Source organism: Streptomyces sp. NPDC002588 (assembly GCF_040295925.1).
GTDB lineage: Bacteria > Actinomycetota > Actinomycetes > Streptomycetales > Streptomycetaceae > Streptomyces.
On sequence record NZ_JBEOWF010000011.1, the window covers coordinates 167,141 to 185,917 of the forward strand.

Sequence of the window (18,777 nt, forward strand, 5' to 3'; positions counted from 1 at the left end):
CCGATCGTGCACGTTACTAGCAAGTATCGATGATCGATCGCCGGGGTGGGTGCATGCTGTGCGCGGAGACGATCCGTGACCGAGCGGATCCACGGTGTGATGTGGGGATGGGTGCGATGGGGCGACTGACCCGGCGGGCCTTCGCGCTGGCGGCGCTGTCGGCGTTCACGACGACGGGCGCGGCGGCCACTCCGGCGGCCGCTCCTGCGGGGACGGGAGACGGGGACCCCCGGGCGACGACCGAGATGCGGGGCATGTGGCTGGCCACGGTCGGCAACCGCGACTGGCCCTCGCGGCCGGGCCTGACGGCGGCACAGCAGCGGGCCGAGCTGATCACGTGGCTCGACCTCGCGGTCCGCGACCGGCTCAACACCGTGCTCCTCCAGGTGCGGCCGGCCGCCGACGCGCTGTGGCCGTCGCCGTACGAGCCCTGGTCGCAGGTCCTCACCGGCACCCAGGGCGAATCACCGGGCTGGGACCCGCTGGGCACGGCCGTCACCGAGGCCCACGCCCGCGGTCTGGAGCTGCACGCCTGGTTCAACCCGTACCGGATCGCCACCCACGACGACCTCTCGAAGCTGGTCGCCGCCCACCCGGCGCGCAGGCACCCGGACTGGGTGGTGTCGTACGGCGGGAAGCTCTACTACAACCCCGGTCTGCCGGCCGTCCGTTCCTTCGTGCAGGACGCGATCCTGGACGCCGTGAAGAAGTACCCGGTCGACGCGGTGCACTTCGACGACTACTTCTACCCCTACCCGCTGGCGGGCCAGACCTTCGACGACGACGCCGCCTACGACGCCCACGGCGGCGGTTTCGCCAACCGGGCCGCCTGGCGGCGCGACAACGTGGACAGACTGGTGCAGGAGACGGCCGCCCGGATCAAGGACGTACGGCCGGGCACCCAGTTCGGCATCAGCCCGTTCGGCGTGTGGCGCAACGCCTCCAGCGACTCCCGGGGCTCGGACACCCGGGCGTTCCAGTCGTACGACGAGATCTACGCGGACAGCCGCAAGTGGGTGCGGGAGGGCTGGCTCGACTACGTCGTCCCCCAGCTGTACTGGGAGATCGGCAACTCGGCGGCCGACTACGCCAAGCTCGTGCCCTGGTGGGCGGAGGTGGCCGAGGGAAGCCGGACCCGGCTGTACCTGGGCGAGGGCCTGTACAAGGCGGGCACCTCGGGTCAGCCCGCGGCCTGGGCGGACCAGGACGAGCTGACCCGGCACCTCACTCTCGCCAAGAAGTACCCGCAGGCGCGCGGGCATGTGTTCTTCGCGGCGAAGGACGTGCAGGCGAACCGGCTGGGGGCGATGGGGCGGGTGGTCGCCGACCACTACGGGAAGCCGGCGAAGCCGCCGCGCTGACCTACCGCCGTTCCTCGGTGGTCCGGTGCCGGATCTCGGTGTCCGGGCCGGGGGAGCACAGGCCCTCGTGCCCGTCCGCGAAGCGGACGCGGTACGGGGGAGTGCCCTCGGGGCCCATGACTTCGACGATCTCGCCGACCTTGTCGGCCTGGCCGACCACTCTGCCGTGCTGGACGAACTGGTCGCCCGTGGTTGCATGCATCTCTGGGGCCTCCTCACGACGTGGGAGCGTCCGTGTGTTCGAGTCTAGCCGCGTGCCCGTTGTGTGACGGCGATGCAGACCAGGACGGCCGCGGCCGTCAGCGGGGCGGCGGGCGTGAGGTGCTCGCCCAGCAGCAGCACCGACCACACCAGTGTGAGCAGGGGCTGCGCCAACTGCAACTGGCTGGCCTTGGGAATGCCGATGGCCGCCATGCCGCGGTACCAGACGACCAGGCCCAGGAACTGCGAGCCGGCCGCGGTCCAGAGCAGCCCGGCGACGCTGTGCGCGGTCAGACGCACGGGCTCATGGGCCAGGGCCAGGGCGGCGGCGGGCACGCCGATCGGCAGGCAGAACACCAGCGCCCAGCCGATCACCTGCCAGCCCGGCATCATCCGGGCCAGCCGGCCGCCCTCGGTGTAGGCGGCCCCGCACACCAGCAGCGCCGCGAACAGAAAGAGGTCGGCGCTGGTCAGGGTGGAGCCGCTCTGCTGCACGGTGAACGCCAGCACCGCGGCGGCACCTGCCAGCGCCGCCGCCCAGAAGGCGCGCGAGGGGCGGGTGCCGACGCGCAGAGCGGACAGCAGCGCGGTGGTCAGCGGCAGGAGGCCCACGATGACCGCGGCGTGCGAGGTGGTGGACGTCTGCAGGGCGAGCGTGGTGAAGAGGGGGAAGCCGACGACGACCCCGGCCGCCACGACCGCCAGTCCCGCCCGGTGCCGCCGCTCGGGCACCGGCACACGCAGGGCCAGCAGACAGCCGCCCGCGATCAGCGCGGCCAGCACACCGCGGACGGCGACCAGCGACCAGGGCCCGAAGCCCTCCAGGCCCCAGACGGTGGCGGGGAAGGTGAGGGAAAAGGTGACGACACCCAGGGCGGCCTGGAGCGTGCCGAGGCCGGTGGTGCGCGAGGCGGTGACCGCTATCGCGGGCGGCGCAGTAGCGCTACTCTGTGTCTTCATGCAAGAGAGTAGCAGTGTCGGTGAACTGGCCGGTCAGCTGCGACGAGAGCTGGACCGCTATTCGCCAGGGGGAAGACTCCCGTCGAGCCGCGTTCTCGTGGAGCGGTTCCGGGTGAGCCCGGTCACGGTCTCGCGCGCCCTGGCGCAACTCGCCGCCGAGGGCCTGGTGGTGACCCGGCCGGGCGCGGGCGCCTTCCGGGCCCGGCCACGCGCCGCGTCCGCCCCGGCCGGCGACACGTCCTGGCAGGAGGTTGCCCTCAGCGCGGACGGCGCCGCCGATCTCGTCCCGCGCTCGGTGGACGCCTCCGGAGTCACCGTCTCGCTGGCCGCCCCGCCTCCCGGGGTGATCGAGTTCAACGGCGGCTATCTGCACCCCTCGCTCCAGCCGGAGCGCGCGATGTCCGCGGCGCTGGCCCGGGCCGGCCGGCGGCCCGGCGCCTGGGGGCGGCCGCCGATGGAGGGCCTGCCCGAGTTGCGGGAGTGGTTCGCGCGCACCATCGGCGGAGCCGTGAACGCGGCCGAGGTGCTGATCGGCGCGGGCGGTCAGGCGGCGCTCACCACCGCCCTGCACGCCCTCGCCCCGCCCGGCGCGCCGGTGCTCGTCGAGTCGCCCACGTACCCCGGCATGCTCGCGATCGCCCGCTCCGCGGGACTGCGTCCCGTACCGGTCCCGGTCGACCCCGACGGGGTGCGGCCGGAGCTGCTCGCCGACGCGTTCCGGGCCACCGGCGCCCGGGTGTTCGTCTGCCAGCCGCTGTTCCAGAACCCGACCGGCGCCGTCCTCGCCCCCGCCCGCCGCGGCGAGGTGCTGCGCATCGCCCGGGAGGCGGGTGCCTTCGTCGTCGAGGACGACTTCGTACGGCGGCTCGCGCACGAGGACGCCGGACCGCTGCCGCGTCCGCTCGCCTCCGACGATCCCGACGGCGTCGTCGTCCACGTCGGCTCGCTCACCAAGGCGACCTCGCCCAGCTTCCGGGTCTGTGCCCTGGCCGCCCGCGGGCCCGTGCTGGAACGGCTGCGCGCCATCCAGGTCGTCGACACCTTCTTCGTGCCCCGCCCGCTCCAGGAGGCGGCCCTCGAGCTCGTCGGCTCGCCCGCCTGGCCCCGCCATCTTCGGGCCGTCGCCGCCGAGTTGCGGGCCCGCCGGGACGTCATGACCTCGGCACTCCGGCTGCACCTGCCCGAACTGGCCCTCCCGCACGTCCCGTCCGGCGGCTACCACCTGTGGCTGCGACTGCCCGACGGAGCCGACGAGACCGCGCTCACGGGCGCCGCCCTGCGTGCCGGAGTCGCCGTCCTCCCCGGGCGCCCGTACTTCAGCGCCGAGCCCCCGGCCCCGCACATCCGCCTGAGCTTCGCGGCCGTCGCCGGCCCGGAGGAGATCGTGGAAGGGGTGCGGCGGCTGCGGGCGGCCTGTGACGAGGCGCTCCCGGCGACGGGGTCCGGCCACTCGATTTCCGGCGACTTGTCCGGCAGGTCCTGACTCGTTGGTAAGAATTCCCACGGCCGTCGGCCGGCATCTCTTGACCTGCGCAGTTGCTCGGCTCACCATCTCCGCATGCCACTTCGGGTCACGTTCGTCGCCGCCGCGCGCAGCTCACCGCTGCTCGCGGAGCGCTTCGAGGACGACCGGCCGCTGGATCAGGCGGGCTGGCAGGAGGTGCAGCGGGTGGTCCCCGATCTCCTGCCCCTCGCCGCCGCCGAGCTGCGCTACTGCTCGCCCACCCCGCGCAGCCGCGCCACCGGTGACGTCCTCGGGTACGCCCCGCTGGTACAACTCGCGCTGCGGGACTGCGACATGGGCCGCTGGCGGGGCCTCACCCTCGGCGAGGCGATGGCCCGTGAGCCGCAGGCCGTGGACACCTGGCTGGCCGACCCCCTGGCGACCCCGCACGGCGGCGAGTCCCTGCTGGACTTCATCACCCGGGTGGGCGACTGGCTCGACACCCGGCCGATCGGCGACGGCGACAAGATCGTCGCGGTCGCCGAGCCCAGCGTGATCCGCGCCGCCCTGGTGTACGCGCTCAAGGCGCCGCCGGCCACGTACTGGAACATCGACGTACGCCCCCTGTCGACGACGACCGTCACCGGCCGCGGCGGCCGCTGGAACCTCCGTTTCGAGGGGGCGTCGGTTCAGCCCACGCGCGCGTAGTCCGTGGTCAGCAGCAGGTCCTTGGCCGGGCCGCCCACCCGCCACACGGTCCGCCAGTGGTCCGCGTCGCGGACGGCGAACTCGCCGCGGTAGAGGTCGGCCGAGCAGGGATGGTCGGCCGTGTGCCGGCCGGTCGTCAGGTCCAGGTCGTGGAAGGGGCGGCCGTCGGCGAACCGGACGTCCGCCGTGCCGGGCACCGGACCCGGCAGGAAGCGCAGGGTGCGTTCGGCGGGCCGTGCCACGCCCTGCCAGGTGAACGTGCCGGACTCGAGGTGCAGCAGCCCGCCCTCGGCGAGCGGCCGGAAATCGGTCGCACCCGTGAACGCGCCCGCGTCACCGCTCGTGAGATCCCGCACCGACCGCTCCACCCGCCAGCTCCCGGCCAGGTACAGGAGCACATCGGAGACCGGCCAGTACTCGTCCATCGGCGTTCACTCCCGAAACTTCCGTTGCCGCGAGACCCATTGACGCCCCCCGGCCCCCTCCCTATCTTGCCGTTCGAAGTGCTGATCAAGGTCCGACATCTCGAACGTTCCTGACCCGTTCCTGAACAGAGAGCCGCGGAGCATCCATGTCACGCAGCACCACCCGACTGAGACTCGGTCTCGGGGCGAGCACCTTCCTGCTGGCCGCAGGTCTGGTCCCCGCCCCCGCTCAGGCCGCCGGCACCGCCGACGTCACGGACTACGCCATCACCGTCGACCCCACCGCGAAGGGCGCGAAGATCGACGACACGATGTACGGCGTCTTCTTCGAGGACATCAACCGGGCGGCCGACGGCGGTCTGTACGCCGAGCTCGTCCAGAACCGGTCCTTCGAGTACTCCGCCGTGGACAACAAGGCGTACACCCCGCTGACCTCCTGGACGGTCTCCGGAACGGCGAACGTCGTGGACGACGCGGGCCGTCTGGGCGACCGCAACCGCAACTACCTCTCCCTGGGCGCCGGTTCGTCCGTCACCAACGCGGGCTACAACACCGGCGTCCGGGTCGAGCAGGGCAAGAAGTACGACTTCTCGGTGTGGGCCCGCGCCGAGAGCGGCACCACCCTGACGGTCTCGCTGCAGGACGCCGACGGCACGCTCGCCACCGCCCGCCGCGTCGCCGTGCGCAGCGGCGGCTGGGCGCGGTACAAGGCGGCCTTCACCGCCGGCCGCACCAGCAGCGAGGGCCGGCTCACCGTGGCCTCCTCGGCCGCGACCGCGCTCGACATGGTGTCCCTGTTCCCCCGCGACACCTACCGGCACGAGCCCAACGGTCTGCGCAAGGACCTCGCCGAGAAGATCGCGGCCCTGCACCCGGGCTTCGTCCGCTTCCCCGGCGGCTGTCTGGTCAACACCGGCTCCATGCAGGACTACAGCGCGGCCTCCGGTTATCAGCGTGCCCGCTCCTACCAGTGGAAGGACACCGTCGGACCGGTCGAGGAGCGGGCCACCAACGCCAACTTCTGGGGCTACAACCAGAGTTACGGACTCGGCTACTACGAGTACTTCCGCTTCGCCGAGGACGTCGGCGCGATGCCGCTGCCCGTCGTGCCGGCCCTGGTGACCGGCTGCGGCCAGAACAAGGCGGTCGTCGACGACGCCCTGCTCGAGCGGCATGTGCAGGACACCCTCGACCTCATCGAGTTCGCCAACGGGCCGGTGACGTCCACCTGGGGCAGGAAGCGCGCCCGGATGGGCCACCCCGAGCCCTTCCACCTCACCCACATCGAGGTCGGCAACGAGGAGAACCTCCCGAACGAGTTCCTCGCCCGCTTCAAGGAGTTCCGGGCCGCCATCGAGGCGAAGTACCCGGACATCACCGTCATCTCCAACTCCGGCCCGGACGACTCGGGTTCGACCTTCGACACGGCCTGGCAGCTCAACAGGGACGCCCAGGTCGACATGGTCGACGAGCACTACTACAACAGCCCGCAGTGGTTCCTGCAGAACAACGACCGCTACGACTCCTACGACCGCGGCGGCCCCGCGGTCTTCCTCGGCGAGTACGCGTCCCAGGGCAACGCCTTCAAGAACGGCCTCGCCGAAGCCGCCTTCATGACCGGCCTGGAACGCAACGCGGACGTCGTGAAACTCGCCTCCTACGCCCCGCTGTTCGCCAACGAGGACTACGTCCAGTGGAGCCCGGACATGGTGTGGTTCAACAACCACGCCGCCTGGAACTCCGCCGACTACGAGGTCCAGAAGCTGTTCATGACCAACGTCGGCGACCGGGTCGTCCCCTCGACCGCCACCGGCACACCGTCCCTGCAGGGCCCGATCACCGGCGCCGTCGGTCTCTCCACCTGGGCGACCACGGCGGCGTACGACGACGTGAAGGTGACGGACGCGGACGGCGGCACGCTGCTCTCCGACGACTTCTCCGGCGACGCCGCGCAGTGGACGCACACCGGCGGCGGCAGCTGGACCCTCCAGGACGGCCAGTACGTGCAGACCGACGTCGCCGCCGAGAACACCATGGTCTCGGCCGGTGACGCCGACTGGCACGACTACGACCTGCATGTGAAGGCCACCAAGAAGGCCGGCAAGGAGGGCTTCCTCGTCGCCTTCGGCGTCAAGGACACCGGCAACTACTACTGGTGGAACCTCGGCGGCTGGAACAACACCACCACCGCCGTCGAACAGGCCGTGGACGGCGGCAAGTCGACGCTGGTCTCCAAGGCCGGCACCATCGAGACGGGCCGCGCCTACGACATCGACATCAAGGTGCGGGGCCGACAGGTCACCCTCTACCTCGACGGCCAGGAATGGGGGAGCTTCACCGACGACAAGCCGGCCGAGCCGTTCCGCCAGGTCGTCACCGAGGACAGGAAGACCGGCGACCTGATCGTCAAGGTCGTCAACGCCCAGTCCGCCGACGCCCGTACGGCGATCGACCTCGGCGGCACCGAGGTCGCGCCCCGGGCGAAGGTGACCACGCTCACCGCCGACCCGAACGCGGTCAACACGGAGACGGAGACCCCGGTGGCCCCGGTGACCTCCACCTTCAGCGGAGTCTCCGACACGTTCACGTACACCTTCCCGGCGAACTCGGTCACCTTTCTGCGGATCGGACAGCGGTAGGCCCGGTTCATCCGCGGGACACCTCCTGTTCCCCCGGGAGCACCCAACCAACCGGTGAGGCCCGCCGTCTAAGTCGGCGGATCATGCCGGTGCGGGGGTGACCACCCCGGGGGAACACCGGCCCGTGCCGATTCTCAGGGGGGCCTGTCCGACATGAATCGCTCGACCCTGCACAAAGACGTCCGGCCGGAGAAGGCTCCGGCACCGTTGGCAGGGAAGGCGCCGTCGGGCCAGGCCCCCCGCCGCCTCGCCCGGCTCCGGCCGCCCCGCCCGACCGGCCCGGGCCGGGCCGCCCTGCTCGCGGCCCTGATCTGCGTCACCGTGCTCTGCGCCGCCGACGCCATCGCCCGCAGCTACCCCTTCGGCCCCCGCACCCGCAGCGTCAACGACCTGGGCAACCAGTACCTGCCGTTCCACGCCCACCTCTGGGACCTGCTGCACGGCAGAGCCGACGGCGGGCTGCTCGTCAACTGGCAGTCCGGGTTCGGCGCGAGCTTCCTGCCCGACCTCGGCACCTACCTCACCAGCCCGTTCGCCCTGCTCGTGGCGGTGTTCCCGCGGGACGAGATCGACCTCGCGGTCTATGTGATCACCGTGCTGAAGATCGCCTGCGCCGGCGCCGCCATGGCCTGGCTGCTGCCTCGGCTGCGGCCCGGCCGCTGGTGGGCGGCGGGGCTGCTGGGGGCGTCGTACGCCCTGTGCGGCTGGACCGTGGCGAGCGCCTCGTACAACCTGATGTGGCTCGACGGGCTCATAGCCCTGCCGCTGCTGTGCCTGGCCGGCGAATGGACCCTGCACGGACGGCGGCCCCTCCTCGGTGTGGCGGTCGTGGCGGCGGCCTGGATCGCCAACTTCTACACGGCGTACATGGCCACCCTCGCCGCCGGACTCGTCCTGCTGTTACGGCTGTGGCTCTCCGGCCTCCCACGCCGCCGGGCCCTCGCGGTGGCCGGCCGGGCCGGTGCGACCGTCGCCCTCGGCATGGGGCTGGCCGCACCGGTGGTGGCGGTGGTGTACTTCGGGACCGCGCACGCCTCCCCGGGCCGGTTCAAGCACTTCACCCCGGTGCCGACCGAGGACCTGCTGGCCCGCCTGCTGCCGACGACCTACAGCTTCGGCTCGCCCGCCGTCTACGTGGGCACCACCGCACTGCTGCTGGCCCTCGCCCTGCCCTTCCACCGGGCGGCCCCCCGCCGGGTGCGGGCCGGCTGGCCCCTGCTGGTGGCCGCGGTGACCCTGTCGATGCAGTGGGGGCCCACCCAGCTGCTGTGGCACGCCCTTACCCCGCCGCAGGGCAGCTCCTACCGCGAGGCCTTCGTCCTGTGCGCCCTGCTGGTGATCGCGGCCTGGCACACCCTGTCCTACGGCCCTCCCGACCGGCGTGCGCTGAGCGCGGCGGCCGCGCTGTACGCGCTGATCGTCCTGGTCGCGAGCGGCAGCGACCTGGTCCGTTCCTTCGCCTGGCCGGTACTCCTGGCGGCCGCCGCCGGCGCGCTGGGCGGGCTGGCCCTGCTCGCCCGCGCCCCCGGGGCACGCCGCCGCACACCGGCAGCCCTGCTCGCGGTGGCCCTCCTCCTCGGCACCCAGCTCGGCGAGGCCACCGCCACCTCCGCCGTGGCCACCCGGATGCGGTTCGGCCACATGGACGACTACGCGCCCTGGGGGGAGCGGCGGGACCAGCAGGCGGAGGCGGCGGCGCGGGCCGACGGCTGGCCCCGCTACCGCACCGACCCGGGCCGAGAGCAGACCGTGGGCAACGATCCGCTCATGGTGGGCGGCCAGGGCGCCCAGTACTACAGCAGCCACACCTCCGACGTGCTCTACCGCACGCTCACCGCCCTCGGCGCCGGCTGGACCTCGGGTGGCCGCAGCCTGCAGAGCCTGGACAACGCCGTCACGGACGTGATCTTCTCCGTCGGCGCCCGGGTGCACTCCCCGCCGGACCCGCACCAGAACTGGTTCCCGCAGGACGGCACCGGAGTGACCGTGTCCCGCGCGGACGTACCGCCCCTGGTGACCGTGCGGCCCTCCGCGGGGGCCGCTTCCTTCGGCCCGTCCCCGTACCGCAACCAGGAACTGCTGCTGGGCAGCCGTGTCTACACCGTGCCCCGGCTCACCGTGCGCACCGCCGCCGGCGACGTCCCGCACCGCAGCCGGGACGACCGGCCCGGCCTGCGGGTCGACGCCCCCGACCGCCCGACGATCACGGCCTCGTGCCCCGCGGGCAGCGAGGTGTATCTGTGGGCGCCGCACTTCTCGGGCACCGCACGGCTCGCCGGCGCCTCCGCCGAGGGCCTGACCGGGCGGTTCCGGGCCGATCACCACCCCCTCACCAAGATCGCCGCCATGCAGCGGCTCGGACTGGTCCCGGCCTCCGGGCGCCTGCGGATCGAGCTGTCGCCGAACGCGGACGGCACCGTCCCGGACCGGGCGGTCGGCTGTCTGGACACCGGGAAACTGAGCGCCGCCACCGCGCGGCTCGAGGCCACCGGCGCCACCGAAGTGAGCGTGGACGACGGGACCGTCCGCGCCGAGCTCCCCGCCGGCAGCAAGGGAACGGCCGTCCTCGCGGCCCCGCGGATCGCCGGCTGGCGCTGCGCCGCGGGTGACGCCGACCCCGTGCCCGCCGCCGAGTACCACGGGCTGATCGCGGTGCCCCTCGACGGCTCCTCGACCAGCGTCACCTGCACCTTCCACCCGCCCGGTCTGCGGCTCGGCACGGTGGTCGGGAGCGGGTCGCTGGTGATCCTGCTCGGGGTCTGCGCCCTGGCCTGGCGGCGGCGCGTTGCGCGCGACCGTGAAGTAAGGTCACCCTAAGTTCTGGGCATGGATCCTTCTGTGACCGAGAACTCTAGTTGGCGAATCATGGACTGGGATGCGCAGGTCGGGAGCGGGTGGAGAATCCTTGTTGGCAAATCATGAGAACCCTAGTTGGCAAATCATGGTCGCCGTCGTTGACTCTCTGTAACTGGAGGTAGCTCTACCTGCGACGACACCAGCGAGAGGTTGAGTGTGCTGCACAAGGCTTGCGAGATGACCGAGTCGACTGGCTAGGCCACCACTCGGCCGCCCTGGTCGTGGACGGGCTGGGGAACTGGCTGCCCCTCGATGTCTGCGGCGTCAACCACTCTCGTTCTCCTGAGGGGTGGCGTTCCATGCCAGGCCGCCGAGGTCGAGTTGGTGGCGGGCACGGGTGACGGCGACGTAGGCGAGGCGGGCGTCCGTGCCGCTTACTTCCGGGGCCTGGTCGGCCGCGCTCGTGCCGGAGTTGGGGTCCTTCGGCTGGGGGAAGTCGTTGCCGATCCTGACGGTCGGCCATTCGCGGCCTTTGGCTTTGTGGGCGGTGGAGACGGTGACGTCGGCGTGTGCTTCCTCGGTGAGGTCGGACACGGCAGCGAGGATGGTGTCGGGACCGTGGGTGTCGATGAGGTCGACGAAGGGCTGCAGGTCGCAGCCGGCCGGATCGTAGGCGGCGTAGTCCTGCAGGTCGCCCCAGGACGCGAACAGCACCAGCTCGGGGTGATGAGTGCGGCGCCTTCCCTTCAAGTCGCGTGCGGCAGAGGCAAGTTGGGCCAGTTGCCGGCCTCCCCGGGTGAGGGCTACGCGGTGTCCTTCGCCGAGCAGACGCATGACCTCTGTCATGGCGCCGATGTTGGTGCGGCACAGCACGGCGTCGGGGTGGTCGACGCTGCTGACCTCTGCGGGAACGCTGGTGGTGCCCGTCAGTCGGATAGGGGCGTCGGCGAGCGCGAGCCACCGGTTGGCCTCGTTGGCGATCTGTGGCCCGAAGCGGAACGAGCGGGTGAGGGTCAGCTGTTCGGCGTCGAAGCCGGTCATCACGTCGGTTGCGCCCCGCCAGCCGTAGATGGCTTGGGCGGAGTCGCCGACCATGACGAGCTGGGCGTGGTCGCGCTGTGCGGTGAACACCTGCTCCAGCACCGGGTTGGTGTCCTGGGCCTCGTCGAGGAGGAGGAAGTCGGCCTCGATCTTCGGCCTGGTCAGCGCCCACATCTTGAGGTAGTGGTCGTGTTCGAAGCGGACGATGCCGTGGTCGGGCCGCTGCAGGTCCGCCCATGCCTTGGCGGCGAAGGGGAGCACGAGTTCGGCGAACTGCCGATGGGCGGCGGGGGCGTCGAGGCCGCGTAGGCGCGGCACGTGGTGTTGGGCCAGTGCGCTGTCGGCGGAGTGGCAGAAGCGGGTGACGGTGCGCAGCACGTTGTGGGACAGGGTTCTCTGGCTGATCTCGTGGTCGGCGATCCGTACGGGGCGGAGGATGCCGAGGGACTGTCCGGTCTTCCAGGCCGGCTGGCGGGGGCTGTTGAGTCGGTCGGCATAGCGGTGTCCGAGTGCGGCGAAGGCGTGGGCGGTCCGGCACTGCACCGTGGACGGGAAGCGGGCTGCGGCGTCCTGCGCGATGTCCTTGTTGAAGGCCAGGTAGCGTCCCCGGCGTTTGGTGCCGGCGGCGAGCATGCACAGGGTGCTGGTCTTCCCGGTTCCGGCTCCGGCCTGCAGTGCGAGGTGCCGTCCGGCGCGGAAAGTGTCCGCCGCGTGAACCTGTTCGTGGGTGGGGGTGGGCAACGTGGGCTCCGTGGGATGGGAACGGCCGGAACGGGGCGCAGCGGGTGGCTGCGTCCGGCCGGGGAGGCGACGGCGGGCTCAGCGTGGCAGACGTACCTGCAGAAGGCGGCCTGCGGCGCAGGCCAGAACTTCTTCCGGGGAGTGGTGGGTGAGCAGGCGCTGTATCTGCGATGCGAGGCGGTGGCGCCGCTGGCGTTGCTCGTGCGCGAGATAGGCCGTGATTCGTTCGGCCAGGACGTCCCCGGCGCGCTGGCCAAGCGCGGCCGCCTCCTCGCGGATCTGCGCGTCGGCGCGGCGGCTGAAGGCGACATTGAGCAGGACATGGCCCTGGCGGTCGGGATAGTGCGTGGTCAGCACGTCGATCGGCAGGACCGTGTCCAGGCGGCGGCGCAGGCGGTGCAGGGCGCGGCCCGGGCTCTTGCCGCGCTGCACCGTCATCGGCCGGGTGCGGTCTGCGTTCGCGGCGAACGTCACCCGGTGGCGGGCCTGGTGAAGTTCCCGAACGGTGGCGGGTCGCGTCAGGACGATCTCGACGGCGTACTGATGCGTCACGACCAGACCCGCCCAGGTGCGTGGCCACCCGGGCGGCGCCCGTGCGTGGGCAGGCGGGTGTGGATGTGCTCGTGGTGGCGGAGCGGGTCGAAGGGTTCCCAGTCCGCGACGGCGAGGTCACCGGCGGTCGACGCTGTGGCATGGTCCCGGCACCGTTGGGTGCGCCAGCGCAGCTGTTCTGGTACGGCAGTGCGGACAGGCTGTAGACGGCCATGACATCCGACGGCAGTGCGAGCTGACCGTGGTGCACGGTCACGGGTACCAGGGTCCACACCCCGAGCAACCCGCCGGGGCCGAGGACCTCGGCCGTACAGCGGGTTCGGCGCCGGGTCTGGGCGACGCACTGGATCTCATCGACGGGGCGGGAGGCCAGGTAGCGGACGAACAGCAGCTGCACGACGGGCCGGGCTGGACGGCAGACGGCCTCGCCCGGTGACGGGCCGCCTGCCAGTGTGGCAGGTGGAGCGAGGACTCCGGTGTCCAGCAGACGGCGGGTGCGCAGGGCGAGAGTCCGGCGCAGGCCGGACAGCTGCGGCGCGGCCGTCGGAGCCGGGCGGGTTGGGCACAGCAGGTCGTGTGCCAGCCGGCACCAGATGCTCCCGTCGCCCGCGGGATGGACGATGCCGCGGCTGACGTGCCAGCGGCAGGACTCCGGCACCCCGGCCACCGGCAGTTCGTGCGGATGCAGCCGCACCAGCCGGTCGTCGGCCCCCAGGTAGCACTCGACCGGATTGCCGCATTCGCGGCAGGACGTGGTCTGGCCGCATCGCAGCAACCGGCTGGCACTGTCGGGGGCGATACGCAGGGACCGCCGCTGGGGCGCGCTCGCGCGGCTGCCGTCCCAGCGCCGCGCGGAAGGAGAAGGAGAGGGGCACATGCGGGCGAACCTGCCAGCCGACACGCCCCGCCTGCGGTACGCGACCCTGATGATCCCCCGGGCAGAGCAGAACGGGGCGACAACAGTGCGAACGCTTGCTCGCGCATTCGATAGGGCGTTGCCGGATCGAGTGAATCGCCGCCGGCGCTGGACGGGCCCGTATCAGCTGTCGGAGCTGTCGTCGGTGCTGGGGAGGCCGTGCTCGTGGCAGAGGGTGGCGAAGAGCTCGTCGAGCGGTGTGTCCAGGGCGTGTGCGAGGGCGTGCCATGTCTTGAGGGTGCCGACGGTGCGGCCCTGCTCGATCTCGATCACAGTGCGCCTGCCCAGGCCGCTGCGGGAGGCGAGCTCGTCGTAGCTCCACCTGCGCTCAGCCCGCAGACGCCCGAGCTCCAGTCGGAGGGCGTCGAGGTCCGGATCGGGCGGCAAGATCGTCACCCGACCATCCGACGGTGCAGACCCCTGCCCTGTCAGTGCAGACCTCTGCCCTATTTCTCCCGATGGCTCCACCGGCGGGAGGGCAGGGGTCTGCACTACGGTGTCGGCCGTCCCGCCGTACCGCGCGGTGGGGCTGGCGCCGGACCGGGAAGGGAGGGACACACGCCCATGAGGCTGCGCACCGTGTGTCCACGGGCGGCGCGGACCTGGACGGTGGAACTGCGATGCCAGACCGGCGGGCTCGTTCTCGTCTGCCAGCACTGTCCCCGGGACGGCCGACGGGTCACCGCGCAGTCCGCGCGCTCGGCGGCCCTTGCTCACCTCGCCCGGCATGCCCGCGGTGACCTGAGGGCTCCTCACCTGCGGATCTGTCAGTGTCATGAACGTGGCTGCCGGTGGCACCGCCGTCACCGCGGGTGCGCGGGGCCCATCCGCCTGCTCCTGGCTTGCGAACGTGGCGGCCGTGTCTGGCGCCTCGCCGACGCCTGCGGCGCCTGCGCCGCGGCAACCGCCCAGGCCGCCGTCGTGCCCGACACCGTGCTGGCCGCACCGTTCCACCCGCCTTCCGCGCGGCCGCGCGGTCCCCGGCCCGGCCGGGGGCCGGGGGAGCGTGTCCGCGTGAGCGAGATCCTCAGCTACCTGGCCGCGGCCCTGCCCGCGGACGTGTCCGCCGGGGCGAGGCTCCTCGCCCTGCAGTGCGCCCTGCGCATGAACGCGTACCTGCACGTCGAACTCCGTGCGGGCCTGCTGCGCAGCCTTCGTATCGATCCGGTGCAGGCCTGCCGCGAGTTGGAACAGGCGCGGTGGGCAAGCATGGTGAACGGTCCCGGAGCGGCCGGAGTGGCTGCGGAGCTTCGCGACGCCACGCTGCTCGCCCAGTCACCGGCCCGCCCCGACCGGCGGCGCGCGGCCGACTGGGCGTTGCGCACCGGGTGCCCTGCCCGGATCGGTGGAGCAGAGCCGCAGCTGCGACTGTCGGGCGTCTATCTCGCGGCGCGCAGCGATCCGTCCTCGGGGGAGGGGCTGAGTGAGTGCGACCGGATCATCCGTGACTGTGGCCTGCGCGATCAAGGGTTCCACGGTGTGCTCAGCCATCTGACGGCGAACGGCGTTTTGGAAGGGTGGTGGATCTGCCCGGATTTAGGCGACGTGCACTGGACGCTAGCGCCGAGGCGATGATCGGCAACCCCTTGCTGACCGTGAGATGCGGGAACGGCCGGCGGGGGTGACTTGGCTCGTCAGACGTGCTGTCGGGTAAGCGGTTGCGGGTTCGAACCCTGGAACGGGATGAGCGAGGGAAACGCCTGACCGCGCCGGCGGCGAGGGGACCGATGGCGACGTGACCGACGTCGCGGCCAGACCCGAACTGGTCACGGTCACCCCAGTGTTCCGCCTTCCTCCGCTGACCGCGCACACGAGTAGAGAAGGGTGCATGCAGGGGCTGTCGTCGGTCTCTCAGAACACAGGTCCTGTGGATACTGGTGTCCTCCGTCGTCAGGGCACCGCGTAGGTGTCGATCCCGTCGTCAGTCGTGGGCAGTCTCGGCCTCGTCGTCCGGCGTCGTGGACAGTCCGGCCGCGTCGGCGAGATCTGGGTCCTCCATGCTCTGGTTTCCAGCAGGTGTGTCCGACCCCTCGTTCGAAGTCCGGTCGCCGTCGGCGAGTGTCGGGAGGACATATGCCTGGGCCAGCCCCGCGAGGTGGAGTGGGAGGGGGAGAGACAGGGCAGCGGCGTAGTCCGGGGCCTGGCGGAGCTGGTGCATGGCGAGGGCCAGGGCCTCGGGGTCGTCGGGCTTCTCCGGTACGGGGGCAGCCGGATCGTCATCCTCGTGGCAGCCCAGTACCGCGATCTCCACCAGGGTCGGGTTCCAGGCGCTGGTGCCCGCCTGCGAGGTGAGGTTGCCTGCTGCGTTGACCCGGGTGGCGAGGCGGTCGAGTGCGGGGGAGATCGCATGGGTTCCGGGGCGTTCGGTGGTGCTGTAGAAGATCCGCTCGCGCGATGAAGCCCTGTACTGCTGCTGGGGATCCTGTGCCCAGAAGCCGGCCGGCTGTCCGTGGGGCTTGCCCGGGTCGGCCAGCCCCCACCACTGGGCGCTCTCGCGACCGCCGCATCCGCGCACGCGTACGAGGCGCAGTTCGTCGTCCAGTCGTCCTGCTGGGGCGTGGCCGGTCTTGATCAGATCGCGTTCGGTCTGGCCGTCCTGGAGCCAGGGCCAGTGCAATCGGCTGTTCTGAGCGTGGGTGATCAGTGCGGTGGGTTGCCCTCGGAGGGAGTGCAGCACGCGTTGGAGGAATGCCGCGGTCTCCCTGCGCTGTTGGGCGAGGTTGCTGCGCCACTGCTTGCCGGTGACCCTAGGGGCATCGGGACGTGCGTCATCGTCTGGAGTCCCGGGTTCCGTGAACGCTTCGGGGTCGATCTCCGCCTGTTTCACCAGACCGAGGAGGAACTGCGGGTAGGGCACCCATTCCCCCGCGGTGTCATCCCAGCCGCGTACGGCTGCAAGGCCTTCCCCGGCCGGGAGCGGGGTGACGAGGACGGCCACAGGCAGGTGCTTGGGCAACCGGGTCGGGCCGTCCTTGCGACGTTTCACCATCCACACCGCCGCGTATTGCAGCGAGTCCGGAAGATCGTCACCGAGGGTGTGCTGGGGCAGAACGCGGACGCCGAGCTGGCGCAGTCCGTCGAGCCACGAGCTGCACGTGCGGTGGTCGAGGCTTTCCGCATTGTCGATCTGCCGGTCGGTGGACGGGGTGACGACGAACTGAGTCAACAGGCCCGCGTCGGCGCACCCGAGGCGGATGGCGAACTTGGGGTCCGTCGACGCCGGGCGGAATGTGCTGCGGTGTGCGACTTCCACGAGGGCGAGTTCGGGGCGGAAGGGGTCCGCGCCGTCCGTGCGGAGCCATGCGCGCAGGGCGCGGCGCCGTCCGGCGACGGCAGCCGCGAGCGCCGCGCCTTTGCCCTTGACGGCCGGGTCGGGCACGAGCCGGTCGCCCAGTCCGTCGGCGAGGGGCAGGCAGCGCAGCCGGAGTGTGACCTCCGCCGTCCGCCACTCCAGGACGACCGGTGCTCCGGGCGTGGCCTCGTCGAAGTCCCGGTCCGTGACATGGGCGGCACTGGCGCCGCCGTCGCCGTCGAGGCCCAGGGCCTTGGCGAACTGTTCCACTGCCTCGCCGCGTACCTCGGGCGACTGCCACAGCAGCCGGGCCTCCACCACGGGCGGGTCGGCCTGTTCCGGGCCGTGGGAGGCGATCCGGGCTTGTGCCGCGAGTGCCACGCGCCGTGCCCGGGTCTCACGCAGCAGCTCGGTCTTCTTGGCCTCGTCGGTCCTGGGCTTGGGCCGCCGGTTCTCCGGAGCGCCGATGCCCTTGCCGCGTCCGCGCGTGAGGTCGGGTACCCGGGCCAGTGTTTCAGGGAGGGCCTGCTCGGCCCATTCGGTGAGCTGGGCCCGCTGGTTGGGCATGAAGCCGGTGCCGATCTCGTGCTTGCCCATTCTGGTGCTGTGGACCACGGCGGCGCGGACGCCGCGGCCCTCGCCGATCCAGGAAACCGGTTCGGTGAGGAGCTGTTCGGGGTCGGGGAAGTTGCCGGCGAGGCTGAGTCCGCGCAGGATGCCGGCGGTGTCGTTCTCCGACCAGACGAAGGTGTCGGCGGCCCGGTCGCGGCGCAGGCGTGCCAGTGCGTAGCGTTCGGTGGCCGGTGCGCCCGGCAGCCAGGGGATGGTGGGCCGCAGGTAGACCGTAGTGGCCTCCCGGATGGGCAGGTTGAGGCGTTTGGTGGTGGTCCGAGGGTGGGTCGCCCAGCGGCGTACACCCCAGTGCAGGTGGAGCCGCGGCCTGGGGTCGAAGGGCGTGGTGTGCAGGGAGATGTTCAGGAGGACGGAGAACCACCACTCCTTGCGTTTGACGGTCCGGCACAGAGGCTGCGACATGAGTTCCGCGCCCTGGTCCCGAGGCCCGCGGGGCAGGGCTCGGAACCGCAGCTCCCCGCCCTCGAACGGGAAGGGATCGAGGGTCAGGATGCGGCGTGCCAGGGCGTCGGTGGCGAGTTGGAACTGGCGCGGTTCCGGGGCGGCTGTGCCGCCCCCGGTGGTCGGGGTGGTGAGGAGTTCGACGCCTGTGACCGGCTGCCACTCGGGCAGGTTCTGCTTCAGCTCGGTGCTGCTCGCGAGCAACAGTGAGCGGAACCGGGGATCCTGTGCGGAGTCCTTGGGGCCGAGGGTACGCAGCCAGGCATCGAGGAGTTGCTGCATGGAACGGCCCGGGAGGGGGTCGGGCGCCGAGGCCGGTACATACATCCAGAAGTCCTCGGCGGCCTGCGGCCCCGGTTCCACGGGGATCCGCGGCCGGGGGCGGACGATCACGTCGGGGGCGAGGGTCTGGAGCACGCCGTCGAGTCGGCGGGTGGGCAGCGTCGGCTGCCGCTTCTCCTCGTCCCGCCCGTGGTTGTGCAGTTCGAGGAGTCCGGCATGCCAGTGTTCGGGGAAGGGAAGTGCGTGGAAGTCCTCGGTCCAGGGGGTGCCCTCCTCGGCCAGGTGGTACGCGGATCGGCGGATGTTCTTGTACATATCGGTTCTCCCTGCGATGTCCATACCTAG

At 71.7% G+C, this 18,777-nt stretch carries 13 protein-coding genes and 1 pseudogene; 6 read left to right on the forward strand and 8 right to left on the reverse strand.

Annotated features, from left to right (window positions below):
• Positions 1 to 116: 116 nt before the first annotated feature.
• The gene (locus tag ABT057_RS15225) at positions 117 to 1,361 is read left to right on the forward strand and encodes a glycoside hydrolase family 10-like protein (protein WP_352343370.1); all 1,245 of its coding nucleotides are present in this window, start codon (positions 117 to 119) and stop codon (positions 1,359 to 1,361) included.
• Between the two features lies 1 nt (position 1,362).
• On the opposite strand, the gene ABT057_RS15230 is transcribed toward ABT057_RS15225, so the two are convergent.
• Both ABT057_RS15230 and ABT057_RS15235 read right to left on the reverse strand, forming a co-directional pair.
• A complete protein-coding gene (locus ABT057_RS15230) occupies positions 1,363 to 1,563 on the reverse strand; it encodes a DUF1918 domain-containing protein (protein WP_352343371.1) in 201 nt (66 codons plus the stop codon).
• A gap of 44 nt (positions 1,564 to 1,607) precedes the next feature.
• Positions 1,608 to 2,522: a DMT family transporter gene (locus ABT057_RS15235; protein ID WP_352343373.1), complete on the reverse strand. Its 915-nt coding sequence runs from the start codon at positions 2,520 to 2,522 to the stop codon at positions 1,608 to 1,610.
• Between ABT057_RS15235 and ABT057_RS15240 the strand changes: the two genes are divergently transcribed.
• Positions 2,521 to 4,005, forward strand: a complete 1,485-nt coding sequence (locus ABT057_RS15240; protein ID WP_352343375.1) for an aminotransferase-like domain-containing protein — start codon at positions 2,521 to 2,523, stop codon at positions 4,003 to 4,005. The two genes, ABT057_RS15235 and ABT057_RS15240, sit on opposite strands and share 2 nt — an antisense overlap.
• Positions 4,006 to 4,080: 75 nt before the next feature.
• The gene (locus tag ABT057_RS15245; RefSeq protein WP_352343376.1) at positions 4,081 to 4,674 is read left to right on the forward strand and encodes a histidine phosphatase family protein; all 594 of its coding nucleotides are present in this window, start codon (positions 4,081 to 4,083) and stop codon (positions 4,672 to 4,674) included.
• On the opposite strand, the gene ABT057_RS15250 is transcribed toward ABT057_RS15245, so the two are convergent.
• Entirely contained in the window at positions 4,656 to 5,099 is a 444-nt protein-coding gene (locus ABT057_RS15250; RefSeq protein ID WP_352343377.1) for a DUF6314 family protein, read from the reverse strand. The two genes, ABT057_RS15245 and ABT057_RS15250, sit on opposite strands and share 19 nt — an antisense overlap.
• Positions 5,100 to 5,245: 146 nt before the next feature.
• Between ABT057_RS15250 and ABT057_RS15255 the strand changes: the two genes are divergently transcribed.
• Complete coding sequence (locus tag ABT057_RS15255) at positions 5,246 to 7,738, forward strand: alpha-L-arabinofuranosidase family protein (protein ID WP_352343379.1); 2,493 nt, start codon at positions 5,246 to 5,248, stop codon at positions 7,736 to 7,738.
• A 153-nt stretch (positions 7,739 to 7,891) separates the two neighbouring features.
• Positions 7,892 to 10,555 carry a YfhO family protein gene (locus ABT057_RS15260; RefSeq protein ID WP_352343381.1) on the forward strand — a complete coding sequence of 888 codons (2,664 nt, stop codon included), beginning with the start codon at positions 7,892 to 7,894 and terminating at the stop codon, positions 10,553 to 10,555.
• Between the two features lie 303 nt (positions 10,556 to 10,858).
• Here ABT057_RS15260 and ABT057_RS15265 read toward each other — a convergent pair whose 3' ends face one another.
• The 4 genes and pseudogenes from ABT057_RS15265 to ABT057_RS15280 all read right to left on the reverse strand — a co-directional run bounded on the left by ABT057_RS15265 (position 10,859) and on the right by ABT057_RS15280 (position 14,180).
• Entirely contained in the window at positions 10,859 to 12,316 is a 1,458-nt protein-coding gene (locus ABT057_RS15265) for a UvrD-helicase domain-containing protein (RefSeq protein ID WP_352343382.1), read from the reverse strand.
• Positions 12,317 to 12,394: 78 nt separating this feature from the next.
• Complete coding sequence (locus ABT057_RS15270; protein WP_352343384.1) at positions 12,395 to 12,868, reverse strand: hypothetical protein; 474 nt, start codon at positions 12,866 to 12,868, stop codon at positions 12,395 to 12,397.
• A gap of 538 nt (positions 12,869 to 13,406) precedes the next feature.
• Positions 13,407 to 13,745, reverse strand: a pseudogene (locus ABT057_RS15275) (DUF6083 domain-containing protein); the annotation flags it as partial.
• Positions 13,746 to 13,907: 162 nt separating this feature from the next.
• The gene (locus ABT057_RS15280; protein WP_352343385.1) at positions 13,908 to 14,180 is read right to left on the reverse strand and encodes a helix-turn-helix transcriptional regulator; all 273 of its coding nucleotides are present in this window, start codon (positions 14,178 to 14,180) and stop codon (positions 13,908 to 13,910) included.
• 618 nt (positions 14,181 to 14,798) lie between these two features.
• Here ABT057_RS15280 and ABT057_RS15285 point away from each other — a divergent pair.
• Positions 14,799 to 15,359: a hypothetical protein gene (locus ABT057_RS15285; RefSeq protein WP_352343386.1), complete on the forward strand. Its 561-nt coding sequence runs from the start codon at positions 14,799 to 14,801 to the stop codon at positions 15,357 to 15,359.
• 346 nt (positions 15,360 to 15,705) lie between these two features.
• Here the strand turns inward: ABT057_RS15285 and ABT057_RS15290 are convergent, their stop codons facing one another.
• Entirely contained in the window at positions 15,706 to 18,747 is a 3,042-nt protein-coding gene (locus tag ABT057_RS15290) for a pPIWI_RE module domain-containing protein (protein WP_352343388.1), read from the reverse strand.
• Between the last annotated feature and the right edge of the window lie 30 nt (positions 18,748 to 18,777).